This window comes from Streptomyces sp. NPDC087440, from assembly GCF_044744005.1.
Taxonomy (GTDB): domain Bacteria; phylum Actinomycetota; class Actinomycetes; order Streptomycetales; family Streptomycetaceae; genus Streptomyces.
The window spans coordinates 29,604-52,117 of the sequence record NZ_JBIUXN010000036.1 but is presented as its reverse complement, the minus strand read 5'-3'; the positions used below and the strand labels follow the sequence as shown (position 1 = coordinate 52,117).

23 protein-coding genes are annotated in these 22,514 nt (G+C 72.2%); 12 read left to right on the top strand and 11 right to left on the bottom strand.

Features of this window, described 5'->3' with window-relative positions; all coding sequences use genetic code 11:
• Positions 1–59: 59 nt before the first annotated feature.
• Positions 60–914, bottom strand: coding sequence for a MaoC/PaaZ C-terminal domain-containing protein (locus ACIO3O_RS41180; RefSeq protein ID WP_401755639.1), 855 nt, complete (start codon positions 912–914; stop codon positions 60–62).
• 779 nt (positions 915–1,693) lie between these two features.
• Here ACIO3O_RS41180 and ACIO3O_RS41175 point away from each other — a divergent pair.
• From ACIO3O_RS41175 to ACIO3O_RS41165, 3 genes are read left to right on the top strand one after another with little or no spacing between them, the layout of a single operon-like run.
• Positions 1,694–2,647, top strand: a complete 954-nt coding sequence (locus ACIO3O_RS41175) for an ATP-binding cassette domain-containing protein (RefSeq protein ID WP_401755636.1) — start codon at positions 1,694–1,696, stop codon at positions 2,645–2,647.
• Positions 2,647–3,375 (top strand): ABC transporter permease, encoded by a 729-nt coding sequence (locus tag ACIO3O_RS41170; RefSeq protein ID WP_401755634.1) that lies wholly within the window; start codon positions 2,647–2,649, stop codon positions 3,373–3,375. The genes ACIO3O_RS41175 and ACIO3O_RS41170 overlap by 1 nt, the downstream gene beginning before the upstream one ends.
• Before the next feature lie 35 nt (positions 3,376–3,410).
• On the top strand, positions 3,411–4,613 hold the full coding sequence (locus tag ACIO3O_RS41165; RefSeq protein ID WP_401755631.1) for a sensor histidine kinase: 1,203 nt from the start codon (positions 3,411–3,413) through the stop codon (positions 4,611–4,613).
• Between the two features lie 35 nt (positions 4,614–4,648).
• Here the strand turns inward: ACIO3O_RS41165 and ACIO3O_RS41160 are convergent, their stop codons facing one another.
• Complete coding sequence (locus ACIO3O_RS41160) at positions 4,649–5,287, bottom strand: helix-turn-helix domain-containing protein (RefSeq protein WP_401755628.1); 639 nt, start codon at positions 5,285–5,287, stop codon at positions 4,649–4,651.
• A gap of 112 nt (positions 5,288–5,399) precedes the next feature.
• Here ACIO3O_RS41160 and ACIO3O_RS41155 point away from each other — a divergent pair, with 112 nt between their 5' ends.
• Positions 5,400–6,035 carry a response regulator gene (locus ACIO3O_RS41155; protein WP_401755625.1) on the top strand — a complete coding sequence of 212 codons (636 nt, stop codon included), beginning with the start codon at positions 5,400–5,402 and terminating at the stop codon, positions 6,033–6,035.
• Between the two features lie 71 nt (positions 6,036–6,106).
• Here the strand turns inward: ACIO3O_RS41155 and ACIO3O_RS41150 are convergent, their stop codons facing one another.
• From ACIO3O_RS41150 to ACIO3O_RS41140, 3 genes are all read right to left on the bottom strand, one after another.
• Positions 6,107–7,621: an MFS transporter gene (locus ACIO3O_RS41150; RefSeq protein WP_401755622.1), complete on the bottom strand. Its 1,515-nt coding sequence runs from the start codon at positions 7,619–7,621 to the stop codon at positions 6,107–6,109.
• 62 nt (positions 7,622–7,683) lie between these two features.
• A complete protein-coding gene (locus ACIO3O_RS41145) occupies positions 7,684–8,871 on the bottom strand; it encodes a lipid-transfer protein (RefSeq protein ID WP_401755619.1) in 1,188 nt (395 codons plus the stop codon).
• Between the two features lie 35 nt (positions 8,872–8,906).
• Positions 8,907–11,057: an acyl-CoA dehydrogenase gene (locus ACIO3O_RS41140; protein WP_401755617.1), complete on the bottom strand. Its 2,151-nt coding sequence runs from the start codon at positions 11,055–11,057 to the stop codon at positions 8,907–8,909.
• 260 nt (positions 11,058–11,317) lie between these two features.
• Between ACIO3O_RS41140 and ACIO3O_RS41135 the strand changes: the two genes are divergently transcribed.
• Both ACIO3O_RS41135 and ACIO3O_RS41130 read left to right on the top strand, forming a co-directional pair.
• Positions 11,318–11,743 carry a DUF4259 domain-containing protein gene (locus tag ACIO3O_RS41135; protein WP_401755614.1) on the top strand — a complete coding sequence of 142 codons (426 nt, stop codon included), beginning with the start codon at positions 11,318–11,320 and terminating at the stop codon, positions 11,741–11,743.
• A gap of 46 nt (positions 11,744–11,789) precedes the next feature.
• Positions 11,790–12,194, top strand: coding sequence for a hypothetical protein (locus ACIO3O_RS41130; protein ID WP_401755611.1), 405 nt, complete (start codon positions 11,790–11,792; stop codon positions 12,192–12,194).
• Positions 12,195–12,594: 400 nt separating this feature from the next.
• On the opposite strand, the gene ACIO3O_RS41125 is transcribed toward ACIO3O_RS41130, so the two are convergent.
• Both ACIO3O_RS41125 and ACIO3O_RS41120 read right to left on the bottom strand, forming a co-directional pair.
• Positions 12,595–12,729 (bottom strand): hypothetical protein, encoded by a 135-nt coding sequence (locus ACIO3O_RS41125; protein ID WP_401755609.1) that lies wholly within the window; start codon positions 12,727–12,729, stop codon positions 12,595–12,597.
• A 154-nt stretch (positions 12,730–12,883) separates the two neighbouring features.
• On the bottom strand, positions 12,884–13,105 hold the full coding sequence (locus ACIO3O_RS41120; RefSeq protein WP_401755606.1) for a hypothetical protein: 222 nt from the start codon (positions 13,103–13,105) through the stop codon (positions 12,884–12,886).
• A 157-nt stretch (positions 13,106–13,262) separates the two neighbouring features.
• Here ACIO3O_RS41120 and ACIO3O_RS41115 point away from each other — a divergent pair, with 157 nt between their 5' ends.
• From ACIO3O_RS41115 to ACIO3O_RS41095, 5 genes are all read left to right on the top strand, one after another.
• A complete protein-coding gene (locus ACIO3O_RS41115) occupies positions 13,263–14,159 on the top strand; it encodes a hypothetical protein (protein ID WP_401755603.1) in 897 nt (298 codons plus the stop codon).
• Positions 14,156–14,809, top strand: a complete 654-nt coding sequence (locus tag ACIO3O_RS41110) for a class I SAM-dependent methyltransferase (RefSeq protein WP_401755600.1) — start codon at positions 14,156–14,158, stop codon at positions 14,807–14,809. Before ACIO3O_RS41115 ends, ACIO3O_RS41110 begins: the two co-directional genes overlap by 4 nt.
• A 22-nt stretch (positions 14,810–14,831) precedes the next feature.
• Positions 14,832–15,821, top strand: a complete 990-nt coding sequence (locus ACIO3O_RS41105) for an N-acetylmuramoyl-L-alanine amidase (protein ID WP_401755597.1) — start codon at positions 14,832–14,834, stop codon at positions 15,819–15,821.
• 197 nt (positions 15,822–16,018) lie between these two features.
• Complete coding sequence (locus tag ACIO3O_RS41100) at positions 16,019–16,855, top strand: hypothetical protein (protein WP_401755594.1); 837 nt, start codon at positions 16,019–16,021, stop codon at positions 16,853–16,855.
• A gap of 132 nt (positions 16,856–16,987) precedes the next feature.
• Complete coding sequence (locus ACIO3O_RS41095) at positions 16,988–17,992, top strand: LLM class F420-dependent oxidoreductase (RefSeq protein WP_401755591.1); 1,005 nt, start codon at positions 16,988–16,990, stop codon at positions 17,990–17,992.
• A gap of 3 nt (positions 17,993–17,995) precedes the next feature.
• Here the strand turns inward: ACIO3O_RS41095 and ACIO3O_RS41090 are convergent, their stop codons facing one another.
• On the bottom strand, positions 17,996–18,637 hold the full coding sequence (locus ACIO3O_RS41090) for a hypothetical protein (RefSeq protein WP_401755589.1): 642 nt from the start codon (positions 18,635–18,637) through the stop codon (positions 17,996–17,998).
• Positions 18,638–18,762: 125 nt separating this feature from the next.
• Here ACIO3O_RS41090 and ACIO3O_RS41085 point away from each other — a divergent pair, with 125 nt between their 5' ends.
• Positions 18,763–19,053, top strand: a complete 291-nt coding sequence (locus ACIO3O_RS41085) for a hypothetical protein (protein ID WP_189821918.1) — start codon at positions 18,763–18,765, stop codon at positions 19,051–19,053.
• Between the two features lie 82 nt (positions 19,054–19,135).
• Here the strand turns inward: ACIO3O_RS41085 and ACIO3O_RS41080 are convergent, their stop codons facing one another.
• The 3 genes from ACIO3O_RS41080 to ACIO3O_RS41070 all read right to left on the bottom strand — a co-directional run bounded on the left by ACIO3O_RS41080 (position 19,136) and on the right by ACIO3O_RS41070 (position 22,363).
• Positions 19,136–20,209, bottom strand: a complete 1,074-nt coding sequence (locus ACIO3O_RS41080) for a prenyltransferase (protein ID WP_401755586.1) — start codon at positions 20,207–20,209, stop codon at positions 19,136–19,138.
• Complete coding sequence (locus ACIO3O_RS41075) at positions 20,206–20,958, bottom strand: class I SAM-dependent methyltransferase (RefSeq protein ID WP_401755583.1); 753 nt, start codon at positions 20,956–20,958, stop codon at positions 20,206–20,208. The genes ACIO3O_RS41080 and ACIO3O_RS41075 overlap by 4 nt, the downstream gene beginning before the upstream one ends.
• 79 nt (positions 20,959–21,037) lie before the next feature.
• On the bottom strand, positions 21,038–22,363 hold the full coding sequence (locus ACIO3O_RS41070) for a glycosyltransferase family 4 protein (protein WP_401755580.1): 1,326 nt from the start codon (positions 22,361–22,363) through the stop codon (positions 21,038–21,040).
• Between the last annotated feature and the right edge of the window lie 151 nt (positions 22,364–22,514).

Below are 22,514 nucleotides of genomic sequence, written 5' to 3'. Positions count from 1 at the left end.
GACTCCCGTGGGTGGGTGGTCAGTTCGATCCGTTCGGGTGGTCCGTTGCGGTGGTCCGTTCAGGAGTGTTCGACGAGGGTGTCGGCCAGGACGGGTGCGTCGTCGCGGTCCGCCGCCGTCACCGTCACCTGGGTGCGGCCGTCGCCGGTCCACATCCGGATGCGCAGGGTCTCGCCGGGGAAGACCACCCCGGCGAAGCGGGTGGCGTACGAGGCCACCCGGGTCACGTCACCGCCGAGGACCGTGTCCACGACGGCCTTCAGGGTCATGCCGTACGTGCACAGGCCGTGCAGGATCGGCCGGTCGAAGCCCGCCAGCTTCGCGAAGTCGGGGTCGGCGTGGAGGGGGTTCCAGTCGCCGGACAGGCGGTAGAGGAGGGCCTGGTCCTCGCGGATGGGGCGGGTGACGGTGAACTCGGGTTCGCGGTAGGGGACTTCGAGGCGGGCGGAGGGGCCCCGGTCGCCGCCGAAGCCGCCCTCGCCGCGGACGAAGATGGAGGAGTCGTTCGTCCACAGGGGGCCGTCGGCGTCGGAGGCCTCGGAGCGCAGGACGATGACCGCCGCCTTGCCCTTGTCGTACACCGCCTCGACGGTGGAGGTGAGCGTGGCGTCGCCCTCGGTGGGGATCGGGCGGTGGAGGGTGACGGTCTGACCGCCGTGCAGGACGGAGGCGAGGTCGACCTCGATGCCCGGGGCGGCGAGACCGCCCATCATCGCCATGCCCGCGCCCGCGACGGTGGCGAAGCTGGGGAGGACGTGGAGCTTGCTCTCCAGGGTGTAGCGGAGTTCGGCGGGGTCGGTGGCGGGGACGCCTGCGCCGAGGCCCAGGTGGTAGAGCTGGACGTCCTTGTGGCCCCAGAGGGCCTTTCCGGTCCGGGGGTCGGCGGCGAGGGCCTTCGCTGCGTCGATCGGCATGGGAGGCGGGGCTCCTTTGCGGGGCTTGGGGCTTGGGGCTCGGGGGCTCGGGGCTTGGGGCTCGGGGTGGGTTCCGGGAGGCCCCGACGTGGCCGTCCGCACCGTCGGACACGCCGGGGCCGTGCGGGGTCGGCCGGGTGGGTGCGCTCCACTTCTAGAACGCGTTCTAGGCCGATGGCCCCATGTATAACGCAGGGGGCGGCACTTGTGAACCCATGAAGTGACGTTCCGTCAGATTGGGGGTTGTGCGTGCCGGGTGGCTTGGGCTGCTGCGGTGGGGGCCTGTCCGTGCACGGTGGCTTGGGCTGCTGCGGTGGGGGCCTGTTTGTGCCGCACCCGGCACCCCCCTTGCCTGCGGCGCTTGCCCCAGCCCCGCCCCTTCACCTAAACCCGCGGGGCTGAGTGGTGGCCGTGCGGGGGTGGGGGTGGTCTCGGTTCCGTGCGGGTGCGTCGTGGCTGGTCGCGCAGTTCCCCGCGCCCCTGGATGGATGCCCTCCGGGCACCATCCCCCTCCCTTCCCCCGCCCCCTTGGGCGGCGGGGCCGCCCCCCGGGGGCGGGACGGGCGGGCAAGGGGGCGGCCCGCCCGACACCGGCCCACCCCCGTTCCGGCCCTCTCGCCGCCGGGCCGCCCCGACACCGCCCCCGGCCAAGCCACTCGCCGGACGCCCGTCCGCAGAACCCCCGGCCCACCCCCCACCGCCCCCCGTGACATTTGTCCCGCCCAAGTCCGTACAACCGGCGCTACAGCCCAATCCCCCACCCCCGTAGCGTCATCGGCATGAGGACAACCACCCTGAGCAGCCCCGCCGAACCAGGCCCGCCCGCCGTCCACTTCGGCTCCGTCACCAAAGCCTTCGGCGCCGTCCGGGCCGTCGACGGGCTCGATCTCGACCTCGCCCCCGGCCAGACCACCGCCCTCCTCGGCCGCAACGGCGCCGGCAAGTCCACCACCATCGGACTCCTCCTCGGGCTGGACCGGCCCGACGCGGGCGTCGTCCAGCTCTTCGGCGGGGACCCGGCGCAGGCCGTCCAGGCGGGACGGGTCGGCGCCATGCTGCAGGACGGGCGGCCCATTCCCCGGGTCACCGTGCGGGAGTTGGTCGGGTTCGTGGCGAAGACGTATCCCCGGTCGATGGGGGTCGACGAGGCCCTCGACCTCGCCGGAATGCGCGAGTTCGGCGCGCGTCGCGCCGACCGGCTGTCCGGGGGGCAGATCCAGCGGGTGCGGTTCGCGATCGCGCTGGTCGGCGACCCGGACCTGGTGGTGCTGGACGAGCCGACGGCCGCGCTCGACGTCGAGGCCCGGCGTGCGCTGTGGGACTCGATGCGGCGGTTCGCCGCGCGCGGCAAGACCGTGCTGTTCTCGACCCATTACCTCACCGAGGCCGACGAGAACGCCTCCCGCATCGTCGTCATCGACCGCGGCCGCATCGTCGCCGACGGCAGCGGGGACCAGTTGCGCCGCGCGGCGGGCGGGAATCTGGTGTCGTTCGACCTGGCGGGCCGGGCGAGCGAGGGGCTGTCCGTGCTGCCCGGCGTCACCGAGGTCGAGATCCGCGGGGACCGCGCCCGGCTCCGTACCGACGACTCGGACGCCACCGTCGTCGCGCTGGCGGAGATCGGCGCGATACGGGGGCTCGAAGTCGCCCCCGCCACCCTGGAGGACGCCTTCCTCCGGCTCACCGACCCCGAGACCCGCCCCGCCCGTACTGCATTCAAGGAGAGCGTCTGATGGCACTCGTACTCGACTATGTGGCGCTGGAGACCCGTCGCACGCTGCGCGACACCGGGTTCGTGATCTTCGGCATCGGGATGCCCGTGCTGATGTATCTGCTGTTCACCAACATCGGGGGTCAGGCCGACAGCGGGTGGAAGGCCGCCTCCATGATCGGCATGGCGGCGTACGGCGCGCTCGGTGCCGCGCTCTCCGCCGGTACGGGCGTCGCCGAGGACAAGGCCCTCGGCTGGCTGCGGCAGCTGCGGATCACGCCGATGACCCCGGCGCAGGTCGTCCTCGGGCGGGCGCTGACCGCCTCCGTCGTCGTCCTGCCCGCGATCCTCGCGGTCCTGGCGGTGGGCGCGGTGGTCAACGGGGTGAGCATGGCCGTGTGGCAGTGGGCGCTGGTCGTGCTGCTGCTGTGGTTCGGTTCGCTGCCCTTCACCCTGCTCGGGATCGGGAACGGGTACCGGCTGTCCGCGCAGAGCACCGGGGTGGTGAATGTGGGGTGCAATCTGGGGTTCTCGATTCTGGGCGGGTTGTGGTTCCCGATGCAGTTCTTCCCGGGGTGGTTGCAGGGGATCGGTACGTACACGCCGACGCGGGCGATCTCCCAGATCGGCACGTCCCTCGGGCGGGGCGAGGCGCCCGGTGTGCTCGCGGTCGTGGTGCTGCTCGGGTGGCTGGCGATCTTCGGCTCGTACGCTGTCGTCTCGTACCGGAAGGCCGCGCGCACCGCGTAGCGGGAGTCCGCAGAGTCCTTGAGGAGGGTACGACCGTGCCGCTGATCGACAAGAGCTGGAAGGCCGACTGGCCGGCCCGGCGCGCCGAGTGGCGGGCCGCGAAGAGGGCGAGCGGGCCGGAGCAGCTGGGGCCGCCCAACGGATTCGCCCTGCTGCCCTGGCTGCTGATGGGAATGGGCGCGTTCTCGCACCTCTTCCAGGGCAAGACCGACAACCCCTGGATCGGCGGCGCCTCCCTCCTGGCCTTCAACTCCCTGTACATCTACGTGTCGTTCCGGGCCTTCGACAAGCGGTCGCGGGAATCGCGCAGCACCCGGTACGCCCTGGCCGGACTCGGCTTGATCACCGGCTTCATGTCCGTCATGTACGGCGGGCCGTGGCTGCTGTTCTGGATGCTGCTGGGGCTGGCGACCGGGGCGGTGCTCCGGGGTCCGAGGGTCGGGCCGGTTCTGCTGGTGCTGGCCGTGTGCGCGGGCGCGATCGCCGCCTGGAAGGACGGTTGGAGCGCCGTCAACATCGCGTACGGCACGCTGATCTCCGGTCTCGTCACCTCCGCCATCCTCACTCTCTCCGAGACCGTCAAGGAACTCCGCTCCACCCGGCAGGAGTTGGCCCGTACCGCCGTCGAGAAGGAGCGGCTGCGCTTCTCCCGCGACCTGCACGACCTGCTCGGGCACACTCTGTCGGTGATCGTCGTGAAGTCCGAGGCGGCCCGGCGGCTCGCCCCCCGCGACATGGACGCCGCGCTCGCCCAGGTCTCCGACATCGAGTCCGTGGGCCGCCAGGCGCTCACCGAGATCCGCGAGGCCGTCACCGGCTACCGCGAGGGCAGCCTGACGACCGAACTGGACGGCGCGCGCTCGGCGTTGGCCGCCGCCGGGATCGAACCGGTGGTCCGGCAGTCGGGTCCGCCGTTGGAGCCGCAGGCCGAGGCGCTGCTGGGGTGGGTGGTGCGGGAGGCCGTCACCAATGTCGTACGGCACGGCCAGGGCGCGGCCCGCTGCACGATCGCGGTCGAGGGCACCGCGGAACGGGTCCGGCTGAAGGTCTCCGACGACGGGCGCGGGGCGGCCGGGGTGACGCCGGGCGGCAACGGCCTGAAGGGGCTCACGGAACGCCTCGCCACGGCGGGCGGGAGCCTCACGGCGGGGCCGGGCCCGCGCGGCGGCTTTGTGGTGCGGGCGGAACTGCCGGTGGAGGCACGGGAGTTGACCGCCTCGCCGGGGAGCCCGTCCTAGCGGGCCCTCAGCGGGGAGCCCGTCCTGGCGGGCCCTCACCGGGGAGCCCGTCCTGGCGGGCCCTCACCGGGGAGCCCGTCCTGGCGGGTCTCCTTCTCGCGGGGCTTCGCCCGTACGTGCATGCGCTCACCCTGGCGGCCGAACAGGCTGAGCACCTCGACGGACGCCTTGCCGGTACTGCCGAACCAGTGCGGCAGCCGGGTGTCGAACTCGGCCGCCTCGCCGGGCTCCAGCACCAGGTCCCGGTCGCCCAGGACGAGCCGCAGACGGCCGGAGAGGACGTACAGCCACTCGTACCCCTCGTGGGTGCGGGCCTCCGGGGTGCTGCGGGTGGTCGGCAGGATCATCTTGTACGCCTGGATGGGGCCGGTGCCGTGGGTCAGCGGCAGCACGGTCGAGCCGTACACCTGGCGCGGCTTGATGCGGACCCGGGGGTCCCCGACCTCGGGGGCGCCGACGAGGTCGTCCAGGGGGACCTGGTGGGCCTGCGAGATGGGCAGCAGCAGTTCCAGGCTCGGGCGGCGCTGACCGGACTCCAGGCGGGAGAGGGTGCTGGTCGAGATCCCGGTGGCCTCGGAGAGCGCGGCGAGGGTCATCCCGCGGGCCGTCCGCAGCCGGTGCAACCGGGGGCCGACCTCGGAAAGCGCCTGGGCGATGACGGGCGAGTGCTCCATCCCCCCATTCCACCCCGCCGCCCCACCCCCGGCAAACCCCCTTGCCGTTCCGGCAAGTCCCCCGGCCCCCTCGGGCGACGGGGCCGCGACGGGGTCGCTCTACCCTGTCCCCGTGACCGACACCCACCACCGCCCCGCAAAATCCATCCGCATCCTCCTCGCCGAAGACCAGGGCATGATGCGCGGCGCCCTCGCCCTCCTCCTCGGGCTGGAGGAGGACATGGAGGTCGTCGCCCAAGTGGCCACCGGCGACCGCATCGTCAGCACCGCCCTTGAGGCCCGCCCCGACGTCGCCCTCCTCGACATCGAGCTGCCCGGCATGAGCGGTCTCGACGCCGCCGCCCTCCTGCGCGAGGAGGTCCCGGACTGCCGGGTGCTGATCCTGACCACCTTCGGGCGGCCCGGTTATCTGCGCCGCGCGATGGAGGCGGGGGCCTGCGGGTTCCTGGTCAAGGACGGCCCCGTGGAGGAGCTGGCGGAGGCGATCCGCCGCATCCTCACCGGTGAGACGGTCATCGACCCGGCCCTCGCCGCGGCCGCCCTCAGCTCCGGGCCCAGCCCCCTCACCCCGCGTGAGCGCGACGTCCTCAACGCCGCCGTCGACGGCGCGACCGTCGCCGACATCGCCGCGAAGGTGCACCTGTCGGAGTCGACCGTACGGAACTACCTCTCCGCGGCCATCGGCAAGACCGGCACCCGCAACCGCATGGAGGCCGTCCGCGCCGCCCGGCAGCAGGGCTGGCTGTAGGGCACGGGGAGGTGCTCGGCACGAAGGCTCAGGCGCTCGGCACGAAGGCTCAGACGCTCACCCCAAAGGCTTCAGCCCGACTTCGCCGTACTCGCCGCCTCCTCCGCCACCGAGGACACCACCCGCTCCCCGGTCACCCTCTTCGGCCCCCTCGGCAGCCACACCAGCATCAGCACCACCCCCACCAGCAGCACCCCCGTCCCCGTCCGGAACGCCAGCGCGTACCCGGCGGTCAGCGCCTCGGGGCTCGTGCCGCCCCCGGTCCGCGACGCGGCGACCGTGGACAGGACCGCGAGGCCGAGCGCCCCGCCCATGGTCCGGGAGGTGTTGATCAGACCGGAGACCAGGCCCGCGTCCCCGGGCGCCGCGCCGGAGGTGGCCAGTGCGGCCAGCGGCGTGGAGGCCAGGCCCGCACCGAGCATCATCAGGATGCCGGGGCCGAGGATGGCCGTCGCGTACGAGCCGTGCGCGCCCATCGTCGACTGCCAGCCGAACCCGGTGGCGGCGATGAGCGTGCCGAGCGCCGCCAGGTTCCGCGCCCCGACGCGCGGCATCAGGCGCGGGGCCAGCTTGGAGCCGGTGACGATGGCCAGGGAGCTGGGGACCAGGGCGAGACCGGCCCCGAGCGGGGTGTAGCCCAGCACGTTCTGGGCGTACAGGGTCATGAAGAACCACATGCAGAACATGGCCGACCCGTTGACGAACATCGCCGCGTTCGCCGCCGACACCGACCGCACCCGGAACAGCTTCAGCGGCATCAGCGGGGCCTTCGCCCGCGCCTCCACCAGCAGGAACGCCCCGATCAGCAGCAGGCCCCCGGCCAGCGGGACCAGGGTGGCGGCGGCCGTCCAGCCCTCGGCCTCCGTCTGCACGATGCCGTACGCGAGGGTGGCGAGCCCCGCCGTGACCAGCACCGCTCCCGGCAGGTCGAGGCGGCGGCCGGCTCGCGAGTGGCTCTCGGTGAGCCAGAAGAAGGCCCCGACCAGGACGAGCGCGCCGATCGGCACGTTGATCAGCAGCACCCAGCGCCAGGAGAGGGAGTCCGTCAGCAGTCCGCCGACGAAGCCGCCCGCCGCGCCGCCGCCCGCGCCCACCGCCGACCAGGTGCCGATCGCCCGGGTGCGGGCCGCGCCCTCGGGCACCGCGGAGGTCAGGATGGTCAGCGTGGCCGGGGCCAGCACCGCGGCCCCCAGTCCCTGCACCGCCCGCGCGGCCAGCAGCTGCCAGCCCTCCTGGGCGAGCCCGCCCGCCAGCGAGGCGGCGGTGAACACCCCGAGCCCGATGAGGAAGGTCAGCTTCCGCCCGAAGATGTCGGCGGCCCGCCCGCCCAGCAGCATGAACCCGGCGAAGGCGATCGAGTACGCGTTGACGACCCACTGGAGGCCCCCGGCGGTCATGCCGAGGTCGGCGCGCATGGACGGCAGCGCCACGTTCACGACGGACACGTCGAGGACGACCAGGAACTGTCCGGCACAGGCCGCCAGCACGACCGCCCAGGTGCGGACGGGGCGCGGCGGGGTCTGGGGTATTCGGGGAGCTGCGGGGTCGGCGGACGCGCCGGAGGAACGGTGGACCATGCCTGTCATGGTCGCAGGTAGTACGTGCCCCGTACATCCGCGATCCGGAGCACGCCCGCCGACCGCAGGTCCTAGGACTTCCGGAGCAGGGTGACCACGGCCGCCCCGCCGAGCCCGATGTTGTGGGCGAGCCCCACCCGTGCGCCCTCCACCTGCCGCGCCCCCGCCTGCCCGCGAAGCTGCCAGGTCAGCTCGGCGGCCTGGGCGAGGCCGGTCGCGCCGAGCGGGTGGCCCTTGGAGATCAGCCCGCCGGACGGGTTCACCACCCAGCGCCCCCCGTACGTCGTCGCGCCGGACTCGACGAGCTTGCCGGAGGCTCCGTCGGGGCACATGCCCAGCGCTTCGTAGGTCAGCAGCTCGTTCACGGAGAAGCAGTCGTGCAGTTCGATCACGTCGACGTCCTCGATGCCGAGCCCTGCGCTCTCGTACGCCTGCTGGGCGGCGGCCCGAGACATGGGCTTGCCGACGACGTCGATGCAGGACCCCGAGGCGAAGGACTCCTCGGTGTCGGTGGTCATGGCCTGCCCGGCGATCTCGACGGCCTTGTCGTGCAGCCCGTGCTGGACGACGAAGCGTTCGGAGACGACGACGGCCGCCGCCGCCCCGTCCGACGTCGGGGAGCACTGGAGCTTGGTGAGCGGGCGGTGGATGGTCTTCGCAGCGAGGATCTCCTCGACGGTGTACGGGTCCTGGAACTGGGCGTACGGGTTGTTCACCGAGTGCCGGTGGTTCTTCGCCCCGACCGCCGCGAGCTGCGCCTCCGTGGTCCCGTACCGCTCCATGTGCTCGCGGGCGGCGTTGCCGAAGATCTGGGCGGTGGGCGGGGTCATCTCGAAGCCGTGCCGGGCGGCCATGACGCCGTAGTGGCGGGCGACGGGGGACATGCTGAAGTCCCCGCCGCCCTCGCTTCCCAGCGCGCCCCGCTTCATCTTCTCGAAGCCGAGTGCGAGCACGCAGTCCGCGAGGCCGCCCTCAACGAACTGCCTGGCCATCATCAGGGCGGTCGAGCCGGTGGCGCAGTTGTTGTTGACGTTGTAGACGGGGACGCCGGTCAACCCCAGCTCGTACGCCGCCCGTTGACCGGCCGTGGAGGCCTGGAAGCAGTACCCGACGGGGACCTGCTGCACCTGCCCGTACCCGACCCCGGCGTCCGCGAGCGCCGCCGTGCCCGCCTCCTTGGCCATGTCCCAGTACTGCCAGTCCTTCGACTCGGGCTTCTCGAACTTCGTCATTCCGACACCGACGATGTACGCCTTCATGGCTGTCCTCTTCCTCGTCTCGTTCCTCGTCGTTCCTAGTCCCGGGGCAGGCCGAGGATGCGCTCGGCGACGACGTTGAGCTGGACCTGGGTGGTGCCGCCCGCGATGGTCAGGCACCGCGACATCAGGAATCCGTGCACGGCCCGCTCCCCCGCGCCCTCCCGCAACGCCCCGCCGGGGCCGAGGAGTTCGAGGCCCAGCTCGGCGATCTTCTGCTGGTGCGGGGTCTGCACGAGCTTGCGCACGCTCGCCCCGGCTCCCGCCTCCAGCCCGTCGACCTGCTGGAGGGTGGTGCGCAGCCCGATGCAGGCGAGGGCGTGCGCCTCGGCGGCGAGGGCCCCGACGCGGGCCCGCAGCGCGCCGTCGAGGTCGGCGGCGCGGGCGATGAGGGCTTCGAGCCCGGTGTCAAAGGCGACCTGGTCGGCCATGTGGACGCGTTCGTTGCCGAGGGTGTTGCGGGCGACCTTCCAGCCGCCGGTCTCCTCCCCCACCAGGGCGTTCGCGGGGAGGATCACGTCGTCGAAGTACACCTCGTTGAAGAGGGAGTCCCCGGTGATCTCCTTCAGCGGGCGGATGTCGATCCCGTCGGTGTTCTTCATGTCGACCACGAAGTACCCGAGGCCCTGGTGCTTGGTCGGGGCGTCGGGGTCGGTCCGGGCGAGGAGAATCCCGTAGTCGGCCCACTGGGCGGCGGACGTCCACACCTTCTGCCCGTTGATCCGCCAGCCCGCCCCGTCCTCGGTGCGTTCGGCGCGGGTGCGGAGGGAGGCGAGGTCGGACCCGGCCTCGGGCTCGGAGAAGAGCTGACACCACATCAACTCACCGCGCAGTGTGGGCAGCACGAACCTCTCCTGCTGCTCGTCGGTCCCGTACGCGATGAGCGAGGGCACCACCCACGTCGAGATCCCGAGCCCACTGAGGGTGACCCCGGCGTCCTGCAACTCCCGCTGCACAACCAGCTGTTGGACCGGCCCCGCGCCGAGTCCGTACGGTGCGGGGAGGTGCGGGGCGGCGTACCCGGTCGGCGCCAGCGCCCGGCGGGCCGCACCCGGATCGAGCCCGCGCGCCCCCGCGATCACCTCCCTCGCCTGCTCCTTGTACGTCTCGGCCTCGTCCGGCAGCTCCATGCGCAGCTCGCGGCGGGCCCCGGCGGCGGCCAGGCGCACCGCCCGCAACCGGTGCCCGTCGCCCGCGCCGAGCAACTGCCGGGCCACCAGGGCGCGGCGCAGGTAGAGGTGCGCGTCGTGTTCCCAGGTGAAGCCGATGCCGCCGAGGATCTGGATGCAGTCCTTGGCGCAGGAGAAGGCGGCGTCGAGGGCGGTCGCCGCCGCCAGCGCGGCGGTGAGCCCCCGCACGTCCGCCGTCTCGTCCACGGCATTGGCCGCGTCCCACACCAGTGCCCGCGCCTGTTCGACCCGTACCAGCATGTCGGCGCACAGGTGCTTGACCGCCTGGAACTGCCCGATGGGCCGCCCGAACTGCTCGCGCACCTTGGCGTGGGCGGTGGCGGTGTCGAGGGCCCATCCGGCGGTGCCGCAGGCGTCGGCGGCGTACAGGACGGCGGCGAGGTCGCCCACCAGGGCGCTGGTCAGGCCGAGTTGACGGTCTGCCGGCACGAATGCGTTGCGCGCGAGGACTTCCCCGGTGGGGCGGGTCGGGTCGGCGGAGGCGTGGACGCGTATCTCCAGCTCCCCGCCATCGACGGCCAGCCACACGGTCCCGTGGGCGGCCTCGGCGGCGAGCAGCACGAGATCCGCTCCCGGCCCGGCCCCGAGGACGGGCGGCGCGGCCCCGTCCAGCAGGAACCCGCCCTCCACCGCGACGGCGGTGAGACTCCCGGGCCCGGTCGCGACGGCGGCCACGGGATGCCCGGCGGCGAGCTCCGCCCTCCCGCCCCTGACCAGCAGATCCGCCGCGAGCACGCTCGACAGGAACGGGCCGGGGAGCGCACCCCGCCCGGTCTCCTCCAGCACGACGGCGAGATCAAGAAGGCTCCCACCCCCACCGTCCGGCAGATGCACGTCGAGCAGCCCCATGGCGGCGGCCCCGTCCCAGTACGAGGGCCGCCCGCCACCCCCCTCCCCGTCGAGGATCTTCCGTACGTCCTGCGGCGACGCCACCCGTCCGACCCAGCCGCGTACCGCTTCGGCCAACTCGCGGTGCTCGCGCGTGATTCCGATGCCCATGGCGGTGCAGAGTAGAACACGTTCCATTCTGACGGAAGGTCAGACGAGGGGTCGGATGAGAGTCAGGGTCGGATGAAGTCGGGGCCGGATGGACGCCGGTGTTGTCCTGTGCGGGTAGACCGTGCACCCTCCCGGCCGAAGCCGTTGGTGACGTTGCGCCGGACTGCGTGACCGTGCATCAGGACCATCCGCCCGGAGTGCGGCCGATGTCAGTGGCACCTGTCACGATGCCCGGACCTCGTCACGATCAGGAGAGACACATGGGCACCTGGGACATCGGCCCCTTCGACAACGACACCGCGGCAGACTGGTGCGGCGACCTCGACGACGCCTCCCCCGAAGCGCGCCAGGGCTTGGTTCGAGACACACTCGCCCGAGCAGCCGACACCACCGACTACCTCGACGCGGACTTCGCCGACGAAGCCATCGCCGCAGCCGCCCTGGTCGCCGCGCAATGCCCTGGCGGCGAGCCCGCCCACCCCCACTACGGACCGGACGAGCCCCTCCCCGACCTCACCGGTCTACGCGCTCTCGCCCTCCGGGCCCTCGATCGCGTGATGACCGAGCCGTCCGAACTCCTGGAACTCTGGGCCGAAGCGGGCGGCGGCCCCTGGCAGGCAACCGTCAACCGGATCCGCGGCACACTCTCACCCCGGCCACCAGCAGAACAACTCCGCCCGAGCTGACTCGCGGCCGCCGTTCAACTGTCCGTTCCCCACCTGGAAGGTCCACATGAGCTGGGACGTTCTTCTCCTCCGCCTGCCCGACGGCATCGCCTCAGTGCAGGACATACCCGATGACTGCGCCCCGCCGCCACTCGGCCGACAGCAAGAAGTCCTCGCGGCCGTGAGGCGGGCCACCCCCGAAGCCGACCTCTCGGACCCCACCTGGGGCGAACTCCTCGGCCCCACCTGGTCCATCGAACTCAACATCGGCGAGGAGGACCCCGTGGACTCGATCATGCTCCACATCCGCGGCTCCGGCGACGACGTGCTCACGCCCGTCTTCCGCCTCGCAGGCGCCCTCGGATGCAGGGTGCTGGACTGCTCCACAGGAGACCTGATCACTCCACAGGAACTCTCGGGATGGCACGCCTTCCAGGAGCTCCGCGACCGCGCGATCGACCCGTCTCACTGACCTGCGGCGCCCCTGGCTGCGGCCCGAAGATGCAAAGTCAACCTGCACAGTTGCGGGCCCGCCAGACCGACTCTTCCTTGTCCCGCAGCTCAACGTCCGGTCACGATGCACCAGCCAACGCGACCGGGCAGCCGGACCGGACGGGCGTCGCGCCGCATGAGGGCCATGGACGCGGCGAGGCCCCGCGCCCCCTGTCGTACGGGGAACGCAGAGCCGCCCGAAGCGGGGCCGAAGCCCGGGCACGTCCACCAGGCCGTCGCCGGGCTCACTCCCCACTCCGTCTCCGGCGCCACGCCGCCCACCCGAGCAGGATGACGCCGGCGAAGAAGAGCGTCGCGGCGAGCGACTTCCCTGCCCTCCCCTCGGCCCACGAGTTCCCCGTCCACCGGCCCACCGCTTCTCACTTGCCCCGCCCCCGCAGCCAGCTGATCGCGAAGAACACGAGCACGACGGCCACCACCACCGCGAAGACCGTCCCGAGCCACGGCGGCCCGTCCGGTCCGCCTCCGGGAGCCGCCCATGGCGTTGCACGCATCTCACCGTCACCCCTTCCCCAGTACACCGTCAGCGCCGCTTCCTGGCCTGGAACCACCAGACCGCCCCCAGCGCCAGAAAGAAGAACACGCCCAGCACGACGTCCCACGCCACGCTGCCCGTACTGCCCCCACCGGCCGCCACGACCACCGCCCTCAACCCCGCCCCGGCGGCATCAGCGCGATCCAGATTCCGCCCGCGCACAGGAGCGCTCCGCTGCCGACGAGAAGGGCCACGTAGAAGCGCTGTTTGGCGCGGCTCGTCTCCTCGTTGCGCCACTTCCGGGCCATCCTGACTTCCGCTCGCGTGATGCGCGTCGAGAACAGCACGAACCCCGCCCCCATCACCGCGAAGAACACCCCCAGCCCCACCCTCATGAGCTCCTCCTCCCGGACACCGTGCCCTTCCCGTGCCCCCGCCTCCCCCCTTGAATCCCGCCCCCGAAAACCCCGAGCACACGCACCCCACCCCCTCCTACCGTGAGGGCCTCCCGGTGGCGCAACGCCCGCCCCAGGCCTCGGAGAGGTTCCGACGATGGACGCCCGCCCCCTACCACCCCGCCTCACCCACGCCCTCGATCAACTCGCCCTCGTCTTCCGGGGGATGACCGCCCCGGACCACGCCGACCAGTGCACCTGCCACTGGGGCAGCGAGGAGGAGCTGGCCCTCCTCAAGGTGCCCGACGTCGAACTCGATCCGGATCTCCTGCGCCGCACCTGGCAGACCGTGGGCTGGCTCGACGCCCACGACGGCGTGCTGCGCCGGATACTCCCCCAGCTCTGCCGCGCCCTCGCCGAGGGCACCGTCGAGACCTTCCTCGACTCGTACGACGAGGTCGGCCGCTGCTTCGCCGTCAGCACCTGGCAGCAGTGGCCCGCCGCGCAGCGCGACGCGATACGGGAGTTCCTGCATGCCTGGTGGGAGCAGGCCCTCACCGCCCCCGAAACCGACTCCGAAACCGACTCCGAAGCCGCCCACGGGCCCCCCGCCCACGCGGTCCTGGTCGGGTGCGTCGAGGCCACCGGCACCCTCACCCCCTGGCTCGCGGCCTGGGAGGACCGCGACGACGACATCTCCGCGCGGCACCTCGCCCGCGCCGTCGAGCACTGGGCGTACGACCTCCTCTGCGACGTCCTGCCCTGGCCCACCTGGGCCGAGGACGAGGAGGCGGAAGCGCTACGGGCCGAGTTGACCGGCTGGCTCCTGCGCTGCGCACCCCCGCGCCTGCGCCGCGTCCACGCACCGGACACGTTGCTGCACCAGGTCCGGCTCATGGGGCTCACCGGCCTCGCCCGCTGGGAGGACCCGCACTGGCCGTACACCCCGAGCCCGGACCCGTCCCAGGGGCCGCTCCCCGCACGCCCGGGCCCGTACGGCACCATGACCCCCAGTCCCACCGACCCAGCAGCCCGCCCCGCAGGAGAGCCATGACCGTCGCCGTCACCCCCCAGCCCGACACCCTCGCCGCCTTCGAGGCGGCCAAGGGGTTCATGCCGGTCGGGGAAGGGCTCGCCCTGTACGCGGCGGCGGCCGAGGCGGCGCACCGGCTGAGGCTGCCGCTCCTCGAAGTCGGGACGTACTGCGGGCGCTCGACCCTCCTCCTCGCCGACGCCGCCCGCGAGGCCGGTGTCACGGCCGTCACCGTCGACCACCACCGGGGCAGCGAGGAGCAGCAGCCGGGGTGGGAGTACCACGACCCGACGGTCGTCGACCCGGAGGTGGGTGTGATGGACACGCTGCCCACCTTCCGCCGCACCCTCCACAAGGCGGGGCTGGAGGAGCATGTCGTCGCGCTCGTCGGGAAGTCCCCCCGGGCCGCCCGGCTCTGGGGCACCCCGCTCTCCCTGGTCTTCATCGACGGCGGGCACACCGACGAGCACGCAGGCGGCGACTACGAGGGGTGGGCCCCGCACGTCGCGCCTGAGGGGCTGCTCGTCATCCACGACGTCTTCCCGGACCCGGCCGACGGCGGCCAGGCCCCGTACCGCGTGCACCAGCGGGCCCTCGCGTCCGGTGCGTTCACCGAGGTCTCGGTGACCGACTCCCTGCGCGTCCTGCGGCGTACCGGCACGGGGATCTGAGCCTCCCGCATAGCATCGCCCTGTGTCGTACGACGGTCAGTTCCCCCACGCAGACCCGCCCGAGCCCGAATACCGGGAGCCCCCGCGCCGAGGGCGCGGCACCGCGCTCATCGTGGCCGCCGCCCTCGTGCCCACCGCGCTGGCGGGGTGGCTCGTCTGGCAGGCCATGAGCGGCCCCGGGGACGAGCCGCCCCCGAAGGTGCTTCCCCTGCCGAGCCAGAGCACCCAGAGCACGGCGGCCCCGGAGGAGCCGAGCAGCCCCACGCCGCCCTCCCCCACCTCCCCCGCGGCCCCGGCGAAGACCACCGCGCCCGCCCCCGACCCCAAACCCGGCACCGGTCCCCTCGCCGGTCGTACCGTCGTCGTCGACCCCGGACACAACCCCGGGAATTTCCGGCACACCCGCGAAATCAATCGCCAGGTGAACATCGGAACGAACAGCAAGGAATGCGACACCACGGGTACGGCGAGCAATGCCGGATACACCGAGGCGGAATTCACACTCGATGTTTCGCGCCGTCTGAAAACACTTCTCGAAAAGCAGGGCGCAACCGTAAAATTCACCCAGAACGCCGACCGTCCGTACGGTCCCTGCGTGGACGAGCGCGCCCGCATCGGCAACACCGCGAAGGCCGACGCCGTGCTGTCCATCCACGCGGACGGGTCCTCGTCCGGTAACCGCGGCTTCCATGTGATCCTGCCCGCACGGGTGAAATCCGGGGCCGCGGACACCTCCGCGATCGTCGGCCCCTCGCGCACGCTCGGCGAGGCCATCGTCGGCAACTTCGTCCGGGAGACCGGCGACGCACCCGCCAACTACCTTGACGCACCGAACGGGTTGGTGGTCCGCCGGGACCTCGGCGGGCTCAACCTGTCGACCGTGCCGAAGGTCTTCATCGAGTGCGGGAACATGCGCGACCGCAAGGACATCGCCCTGATGACCGATCCCGCCTGGCGGCAGAAGGCCGCCCGGGGCATGGCCGAGGGCATCAGCGCCTTCCTGCGGGGGTAGGGCTCCGCAGCGCGCCGGTGCAGGTTACCGACCGGCAACGAAGGGGACCACCCCATCGGCCGGACGCTACATTCATCCGTACGATGGGGAACCGCCTGCGAGCCGCCCCGAGCCGCTCAGGGCCGCACACACGCTGCACACACCGAGAGACCCCGCCCCGATAAGCCCCGAAGAAGACGACTGACAAAGGACTTTAAGTGAACATCCGCTCTCTCACACGAGGCGATGGGGTGGTGATCGCAGCAGCGGTGGTGCTGTTCATCGCCTCGTTCCTCAACCAGTACTCCGTCGAGACCCGATGCGTCGGCACCTACTGCCCGCCGTCCGTCAGCGTCAACGCCTGGGAACTGCTCGCCACGCTGATGAGCATCTACATCGCGGGCATCATCGCCGCGGCGCTGATCGTCGTCGCCCGCGGCCTGCCGGGGCAGCGCAAGGTCGCCGGGATCGAGCTCGGCCAGTTCGGCGTCGCGCTGGCGATCTTCGCGGCGTGGACGGCGTTCTGGACGATCGTCGACGGCGGCCGCAGCGGTGCGGGCATGATCATCGGCCTGATCGGCGCCCTGGTGCTGGCGGCGGGCGCGGTCGCCTCCCCGCTGGTCCCGGCGCTCAAGGCCCCCCTGATGAACGCCCCAAAGCCGGCCGTCGCGGGCCAGCCGTACGGCGCGCAGCCGGGTGCCGGCTACGGCTACCCGGGCGGTCAGCAGCAGTCGTACGGCGGCCAGCCCGCCACCGGCGGCTACGGCTACCCGGCCGGCGCCCAGGACCCGCAGGCCGCCGCCGCGCAGCCGCAGCCCTCGCAGGGCGGGCAGGCTCCGGCCGCCGCGGACGCGTCGGGCTTCGCGCCGTTCTGGTTCGCGGTTCCGGTGGCTCGCCCGCTGTACCCGGAGGACGGCTCGCCGACGCCGATCGCGGAACTGGCGCCCGGCACCTGGTACTTGGCCGTGGACCAGCGCGGTCCCGGTCTGGTCGCCCAGACCCAGGACGGCCGTCGCGGCCTGCTCCAGGACACCACGGGCATCCAGCGCGGCTGACGCCCCGCGCCCCCTTCAGTGGCCCCCGTCTCGACACCGAGGCGGGGGCCACTGCCTTGTCCGGGCCCGCCCCGCGACCGTAGAGTCTGCGCATCTGACTGAGTGTCAGTTACGTCAACGGGAGGTCCCGCCATGCGACTTGGCCTTGCGCTCGGCTACTGGGGGCGCGGCCCCGACCCCGGCCACCTCGCCCTCGTACAGGAGGCGGAGCGGCTCGGATACGACTCGGTGTGGACCTCCGAGGCCTGGGGCTCGGACGCCTTCACCCCGCTGACCTGGTACGCGGCGCACACCTCCCGCATCCGGCTGGGCACCGCGATCGTGCAGATGGCGGCCCGCACCCCGACCGCGACGGCGATGCACGCACTCACCCTGGACCACCTCTCCGGCGGCCGGATGATGCTCGGCCTCGGCCTCTCCGGCCCCCAGGTGGTGGAGGGCTGGTACGGCCGCCCCTTCCCCCGCAGCCCCCTCACGGCCACCCGCGAGTACGTCGACGTGGTCCGCCAGGTGCTGCGCCGCGAGGCCCCGGTGGAACTTGCCGGGCGTTTCCACGCCCACCCCTACCGGGGCCCGGACGCCACCGGCATCGGCAAGCCGCTGAAGCCGATCGTGCACCCGCTGCGCGCCGACCTGCCGATCCTGCTCGGCGCGGAGGGCCCCAAGAACATCGAGCAGACCACCCGCATCGCGGACGGCTGGCTGCCGCTGTACTGGTCGCCGATGCGCCCCGACGTCTACCGACTGCCGCGCCTGGCCGGGGACTTCATGGTCGCCCCGATGGCCCGCGCCCACGTCTGCGACGACGTCGCCGAGGGCCTGCTGCCGGTGAAGGCGATGCTCGGCTTCTACATCGGCGGCATGGGCCACGCCGCGAAGAACTTCCACGCCGACCTGATGGCCCGCATGGGGTACGCGGAGGAGGCCCGCCGCATCCAGGAACTCTTCCTCGCGGGCCGCAAGGAGGAAGCGGTGCTGGCCGTCCCGGACGCCTTCGCCGACGAGATCTCGCTGATCGGCCCGCGCGCCAGGATCGCGGAGCGCCTGGAGCTGTGGCGCAAGGGCCCGGTGACAGACCTGCTGGTCACGTCCCCGGACCCGCACACGCTGAGGGTGCTGGCGGAGCTGAACGGCTGAGGGCTAGCGGGCGGGCAGTTCCTCGGGCCGACCGGGAAGCTGCCCCGGAAGGTGCGCCGGGGCGCCGCCCTTGGCCAGTTCACCGGCCGAGGGCACCTTGTCCGTGACCTCCGCGCCCGCGCTCTTGCCCGCGTCCTTCACGCCACCGATGACCTTCTCGAAGAGCCCGATCTCGCCCGCCCCGACGCTGCCCGCCGCCAGCTTGGAGCCGAGGCCCTTGAGGGACTCGATGCCGTCGGAGAGCGGGGCGACCGCCTTGGACAGCAGCGGGTCGCCCTTCGCGTTGTTCACCGCCGCCTTCAGCCTGTTGTACGTGAAGGCTCCCGCGAGCCCCGCCTTGACCAGCGCGAACTTCCGTCCGTCCGCGCCGCTCTGGAACTTGCCCGCCTTGAAGGGCTTCACGATCCACTGGTACGCGGCCCCGGCGGCCAGCGACGCGTTCGCCACGAACCGGGTCTTGGACAGCTTCTGCTTCTCGAACTCGGTGGTCGGCGAAGCGGTGGCGTTGGCGGTCGACGTCGCGTTCGCCGCACTGCCGTTGTCCTTGTCGTTGCAGGCCGCCAACGGCATGACCAGGGCGCAGGTCAGCGGCACCGCGACGAGCGCACGGCGGACAGGAGTGGCGGTGAGGACGTTACGGGGCACGGCGGGCCTCCCGGGGCCTGGTACGACGACAGCACTTCCCCGCAGCGTCACCCGCCCCCCGTGCGCCCACCACCAGGACAGGGCCATCCGGGTTTGACACGTTCCTTATAGGCAACATGTTCGGCATGCCGACACGCACGCGCACCGGAAATCCAGCCGCGACGCTCATAGCCGTCGTCGCGGACATCGCCGCCCTGATCCTGGGCCTGTGGATTCTGTTCTACCTACTGGACGCCAACCAGGGGAACGCGCTGGTCGGCTTCATCAAGGACGCCGCGCACTTCCTGGCGGGCTGGTCCTACGACCTGTTCACGTTCGACGAGGAGTGGGCGCGTGTGGTGGCGGGCTACGGTCTGCCCGCCGTCGTCTACCTCTTCGTGGGCCACGCGATCGCGGGCGCGGTACGCCGCAGCTGAGCCGCTGACGTAGCGCCGCCCGGGGGTCGCCGTACGGGCTGCCCCCGGGGACCGTACAGGCGCACCCGGGGACCGTACGGGCTCAGCAGCAGTCCGGGTCCAGGCCCAGCGGCAGCCGTTCGCCGCCGAAGACCGCGCAGGTGGCCTCGTCGCCGCCGAGCGCGGCCACGGCGAGCAGCAGGGAGCCCGCCGTCCACGTGGTGAGCTCGCGGGGCCAGACCGCCTTGTCCTCGAAGACGTATCCCGTCCAGTACAGGCCGCTGCCGTCGTCGGCGCGCAGGTGCTGGACGGACTGGAGGATCTCCAGCGCCCGGTCCGACTCCCCCATCGCCCACAGGGCCAGGGCGAGTTCGCAGCTCTCGCCGCCGGTCACCCACGGGTTGGGCAGCACGCAGCGCACGCCGAGGCCCGGTACGACGAAGTCGTCCCACTGCGCCTCGATGCGCTCCTTGGCGGCGGGGCCGGTGAGGGCTCCGGCGAGGACCGGGTAGTACCAGTCCATCGAGTAGCGGTTCTTGTCGAGGAAGCGTTCGGGGTGGCTCTGGATGGCGTGCCGCAGCGCGCCGAGCGCCAACTCCCAGTCGGGCTGGGGCTCTTCGCGCTGTTCGGCGAGGGCGAGCGCGCAGCGCAGTGCCTGGTGGATGGACGAACTCCCGGTCAGGAGTGCGTCGTTGACCGCCGTCCCGTCCTCCTCGCGCTTCCAGCCGATCTCGCCGCCGGGCTGCTGGAGGGCGAGGACGAACTCGATCGCCGCGTAGACGGCCGGCCACATCCGGTCGGCAAAGGCGTCGTCGCCGGTGGCGAGGTAGTGGTGCCAGACGCCGACCGCGATGTACGCGCAGAAGTTGGTCTCGCGGGAGCGGTCGGTGACCTGCGTGGGGTCGCCGTCGTGGTACGCCGCGTACCAGGAGCCGTCCGGGTTCTGGTGGCGGGCCAGCCATGCGTACGCGCGGGCCGCCGCCTCGTGCTCGCCCGCCGCGTCGAGCGCCATGGCGGCCTCGGTGTGGTCCCACGGGTCGAGGTGGTGGCCGCGGAACCACGGTATGGCGCCGTCCTCGCGCTGCGCGGCGAGTATTCCGGCGACCGTCTCGGCGACCTGAGGGGCCGTCAGGACGCCGTCCAGGACGAGGTGTTCGGTGTACCCGGGGCTCGTCACTTGGTGTCCGTACCGGCTGCGGCGGCGTTCGCGGGCAGGTGCGGCTTGGTGGCGTAGGCGACGAAGCTCTTGCCGATGACCGGGTTGAGGGCCTGCTCCGCGACCTTCGTGAGCAGCGGCTTCTTCATGATGTCCCAGACCAGGAGCTTGTGGTACGCCTTGACCGGCAGCGCCTTGTCGTTGTCGACGCCGAAGGCGCACTTGAGCCACCAGTAGGGCGAGTGCAGGGCGTGCGCGTGGTGCTGCCCGTACGGCTTGAGCCCGGCCTCCCGCATCTTGCCGAGCAGCTCGTCGGCCTTGTAGATGCGGATGTGCCCGCCCTCGACCTCGTGGTACGCGTCGGAGAGCGCCCAGCAGACCTTCTCAGGACCGTAGCGCGGCACGGTAACGGCGATGCGCCCGCCGGGCTTGAGCACGCGCACCATCTCGGCGAGCACACCCTTGTCGTCCGGGATGTGCTCCATGACCTCGGAGATGATCACGACGTCGAAGGAGGCGTCCGGGAAGGGCAGGTTGAGCGCGTCGCCCTCCATGGCGGTGGCGGTCGCGCCCTCCGGCGCCTCCCCCGCCTCCTTCATGGCGGCGAACCACTTGGCGACCTCGCGGATTTCCTCGCCGTTCTGGTCGAGGGCCACCACCTGGGCGCCGCGCCGGTAGCACTCGAAGGCGTGCCGCCCGGCGCCGCAGCCCAGGTCGAGGACGCGGTCGCCCGGGGCGAGCGGGAAGCGGGAGAAGTCCACGGTCAGCACGGGTGCTCAGCTTTCGTCCGGCGGCAGGTAGAACGGTCTTGCATACGTCAAGTGGCTTGCGGGGCCCATGCGTTGAGGCCTACGACGTGGGCGTGCGGGCCTGGGCGGCGATGGCGGCGCGGTAGCGCTCGGCGGTGCCGATGGCGGCCTGGGTCCAGGTGAACTTCTCCAGCACGCGGGCGCGCCCGGCGGCCCCGAGCCGGATGCGGAGGTCGTCGTCCCCGAGCAGCCGGGACAGCTGCCCGGCGAGGGCGTCCGGGTCGCCCGGCGGCACGGCGAGGCAGGTCTCCCCGTCGGGCCCGGCGACCTCGGGGATGGCCCCGCCGGTGGTGGCGACGAGGGGGGTCCCGGTGGCCATGGCCTCGGCCGCCGGAAGCGAGAACCCTTCGTACAGCGAGGGAACGCAGGCCACCTGCGCACTCCGTACGAGATCGACCAGCTCCGCGTCGCTGATCCCCTTGACGAACTCGACGGCGCTCCCGAGCCCGTACCGCTCGATGGCCTGGGCGACGGGACCGTCCTCGGCCCGCTTGCCGACGACGACGAGGTGGGCGTCGGGCCGCTCCGAGCGCAGCTTCGCGAGCGCTTCCACCAGATACACGAGCCCCTTGAGCGGGACGTCCGCGCTGGACGTGGTCACGATCCGCCCGGGAACCTCCGGGACGGTCGCGTCCGGCGACCACAGCTCGGTGTCGGCCCCGATGTGCACCACGTGGATACGGTCGCGGCGCACCCCGAGGTGCTCCACGATCTCCGCCTGCGAGGACCCGGAGACGGTCAGCACGGACGGCAGCCGCCGGGCGACCCGCTTCTGCATCCGGGTGAACCCGTACCAGCGCCGCACCGACGCCCGCTTCAGCCGGCTCTCGGCGGCATCCAGATCAAGCTGCCGGTCCACGGTGATCGGGTGGTGAATCGTCGTCACGAGCGGCGCACCGAGGTCGCCGAGCAGCCCGTACCCGAGCGTCTGATTGTCGTGCACCACATCGAACTCCCCCTTCCTGCCCGCCAGATGACGCTTGGCACGCAGCGAGAAGGTGAGCGGCTCGGGGAATCCCCCGGTGCGCATGGTGGCGAACTCGACCGCGTCCACCCAGTCCCGGAACTCGTCCCGCTTGGGCGTCCGGAAGGGGTCAGGGCTGCGGTACAGATCGAGACTCGGCAGCTCCGTCAGCGGCACGCCGCCGTCGAGCACCGGATACGGCTGGGCCCCCAGCACTTCCACGGTGTGCCCGAGCCGCGCCAGCTCGCGCGACAGGTGGCGCACGTACACGCCCTGACCGCCGCAGAACGGGTTCCCCTTGTACGAGAGCAGAGCGATCCGCAGCGGCCGGTCACCCCCGGCGCTCACGGCACTGGTGTCGACCCCGGCACGGGGGCCCGCCTGCACAGCCTCAGCGGTCACTCTCGGCCCCCTTCTTGACGCACTTCCGCCGGAGCGTAGCCGCTGGCGCTAATCTAGAACAAGTTCCAGTGTTGATCGAACACGGAGCTTTGAATCTACCGGCAGGACGGAGCGGCGTAAGGTCCGGATCAGGTGATTCGCGCCACGACGC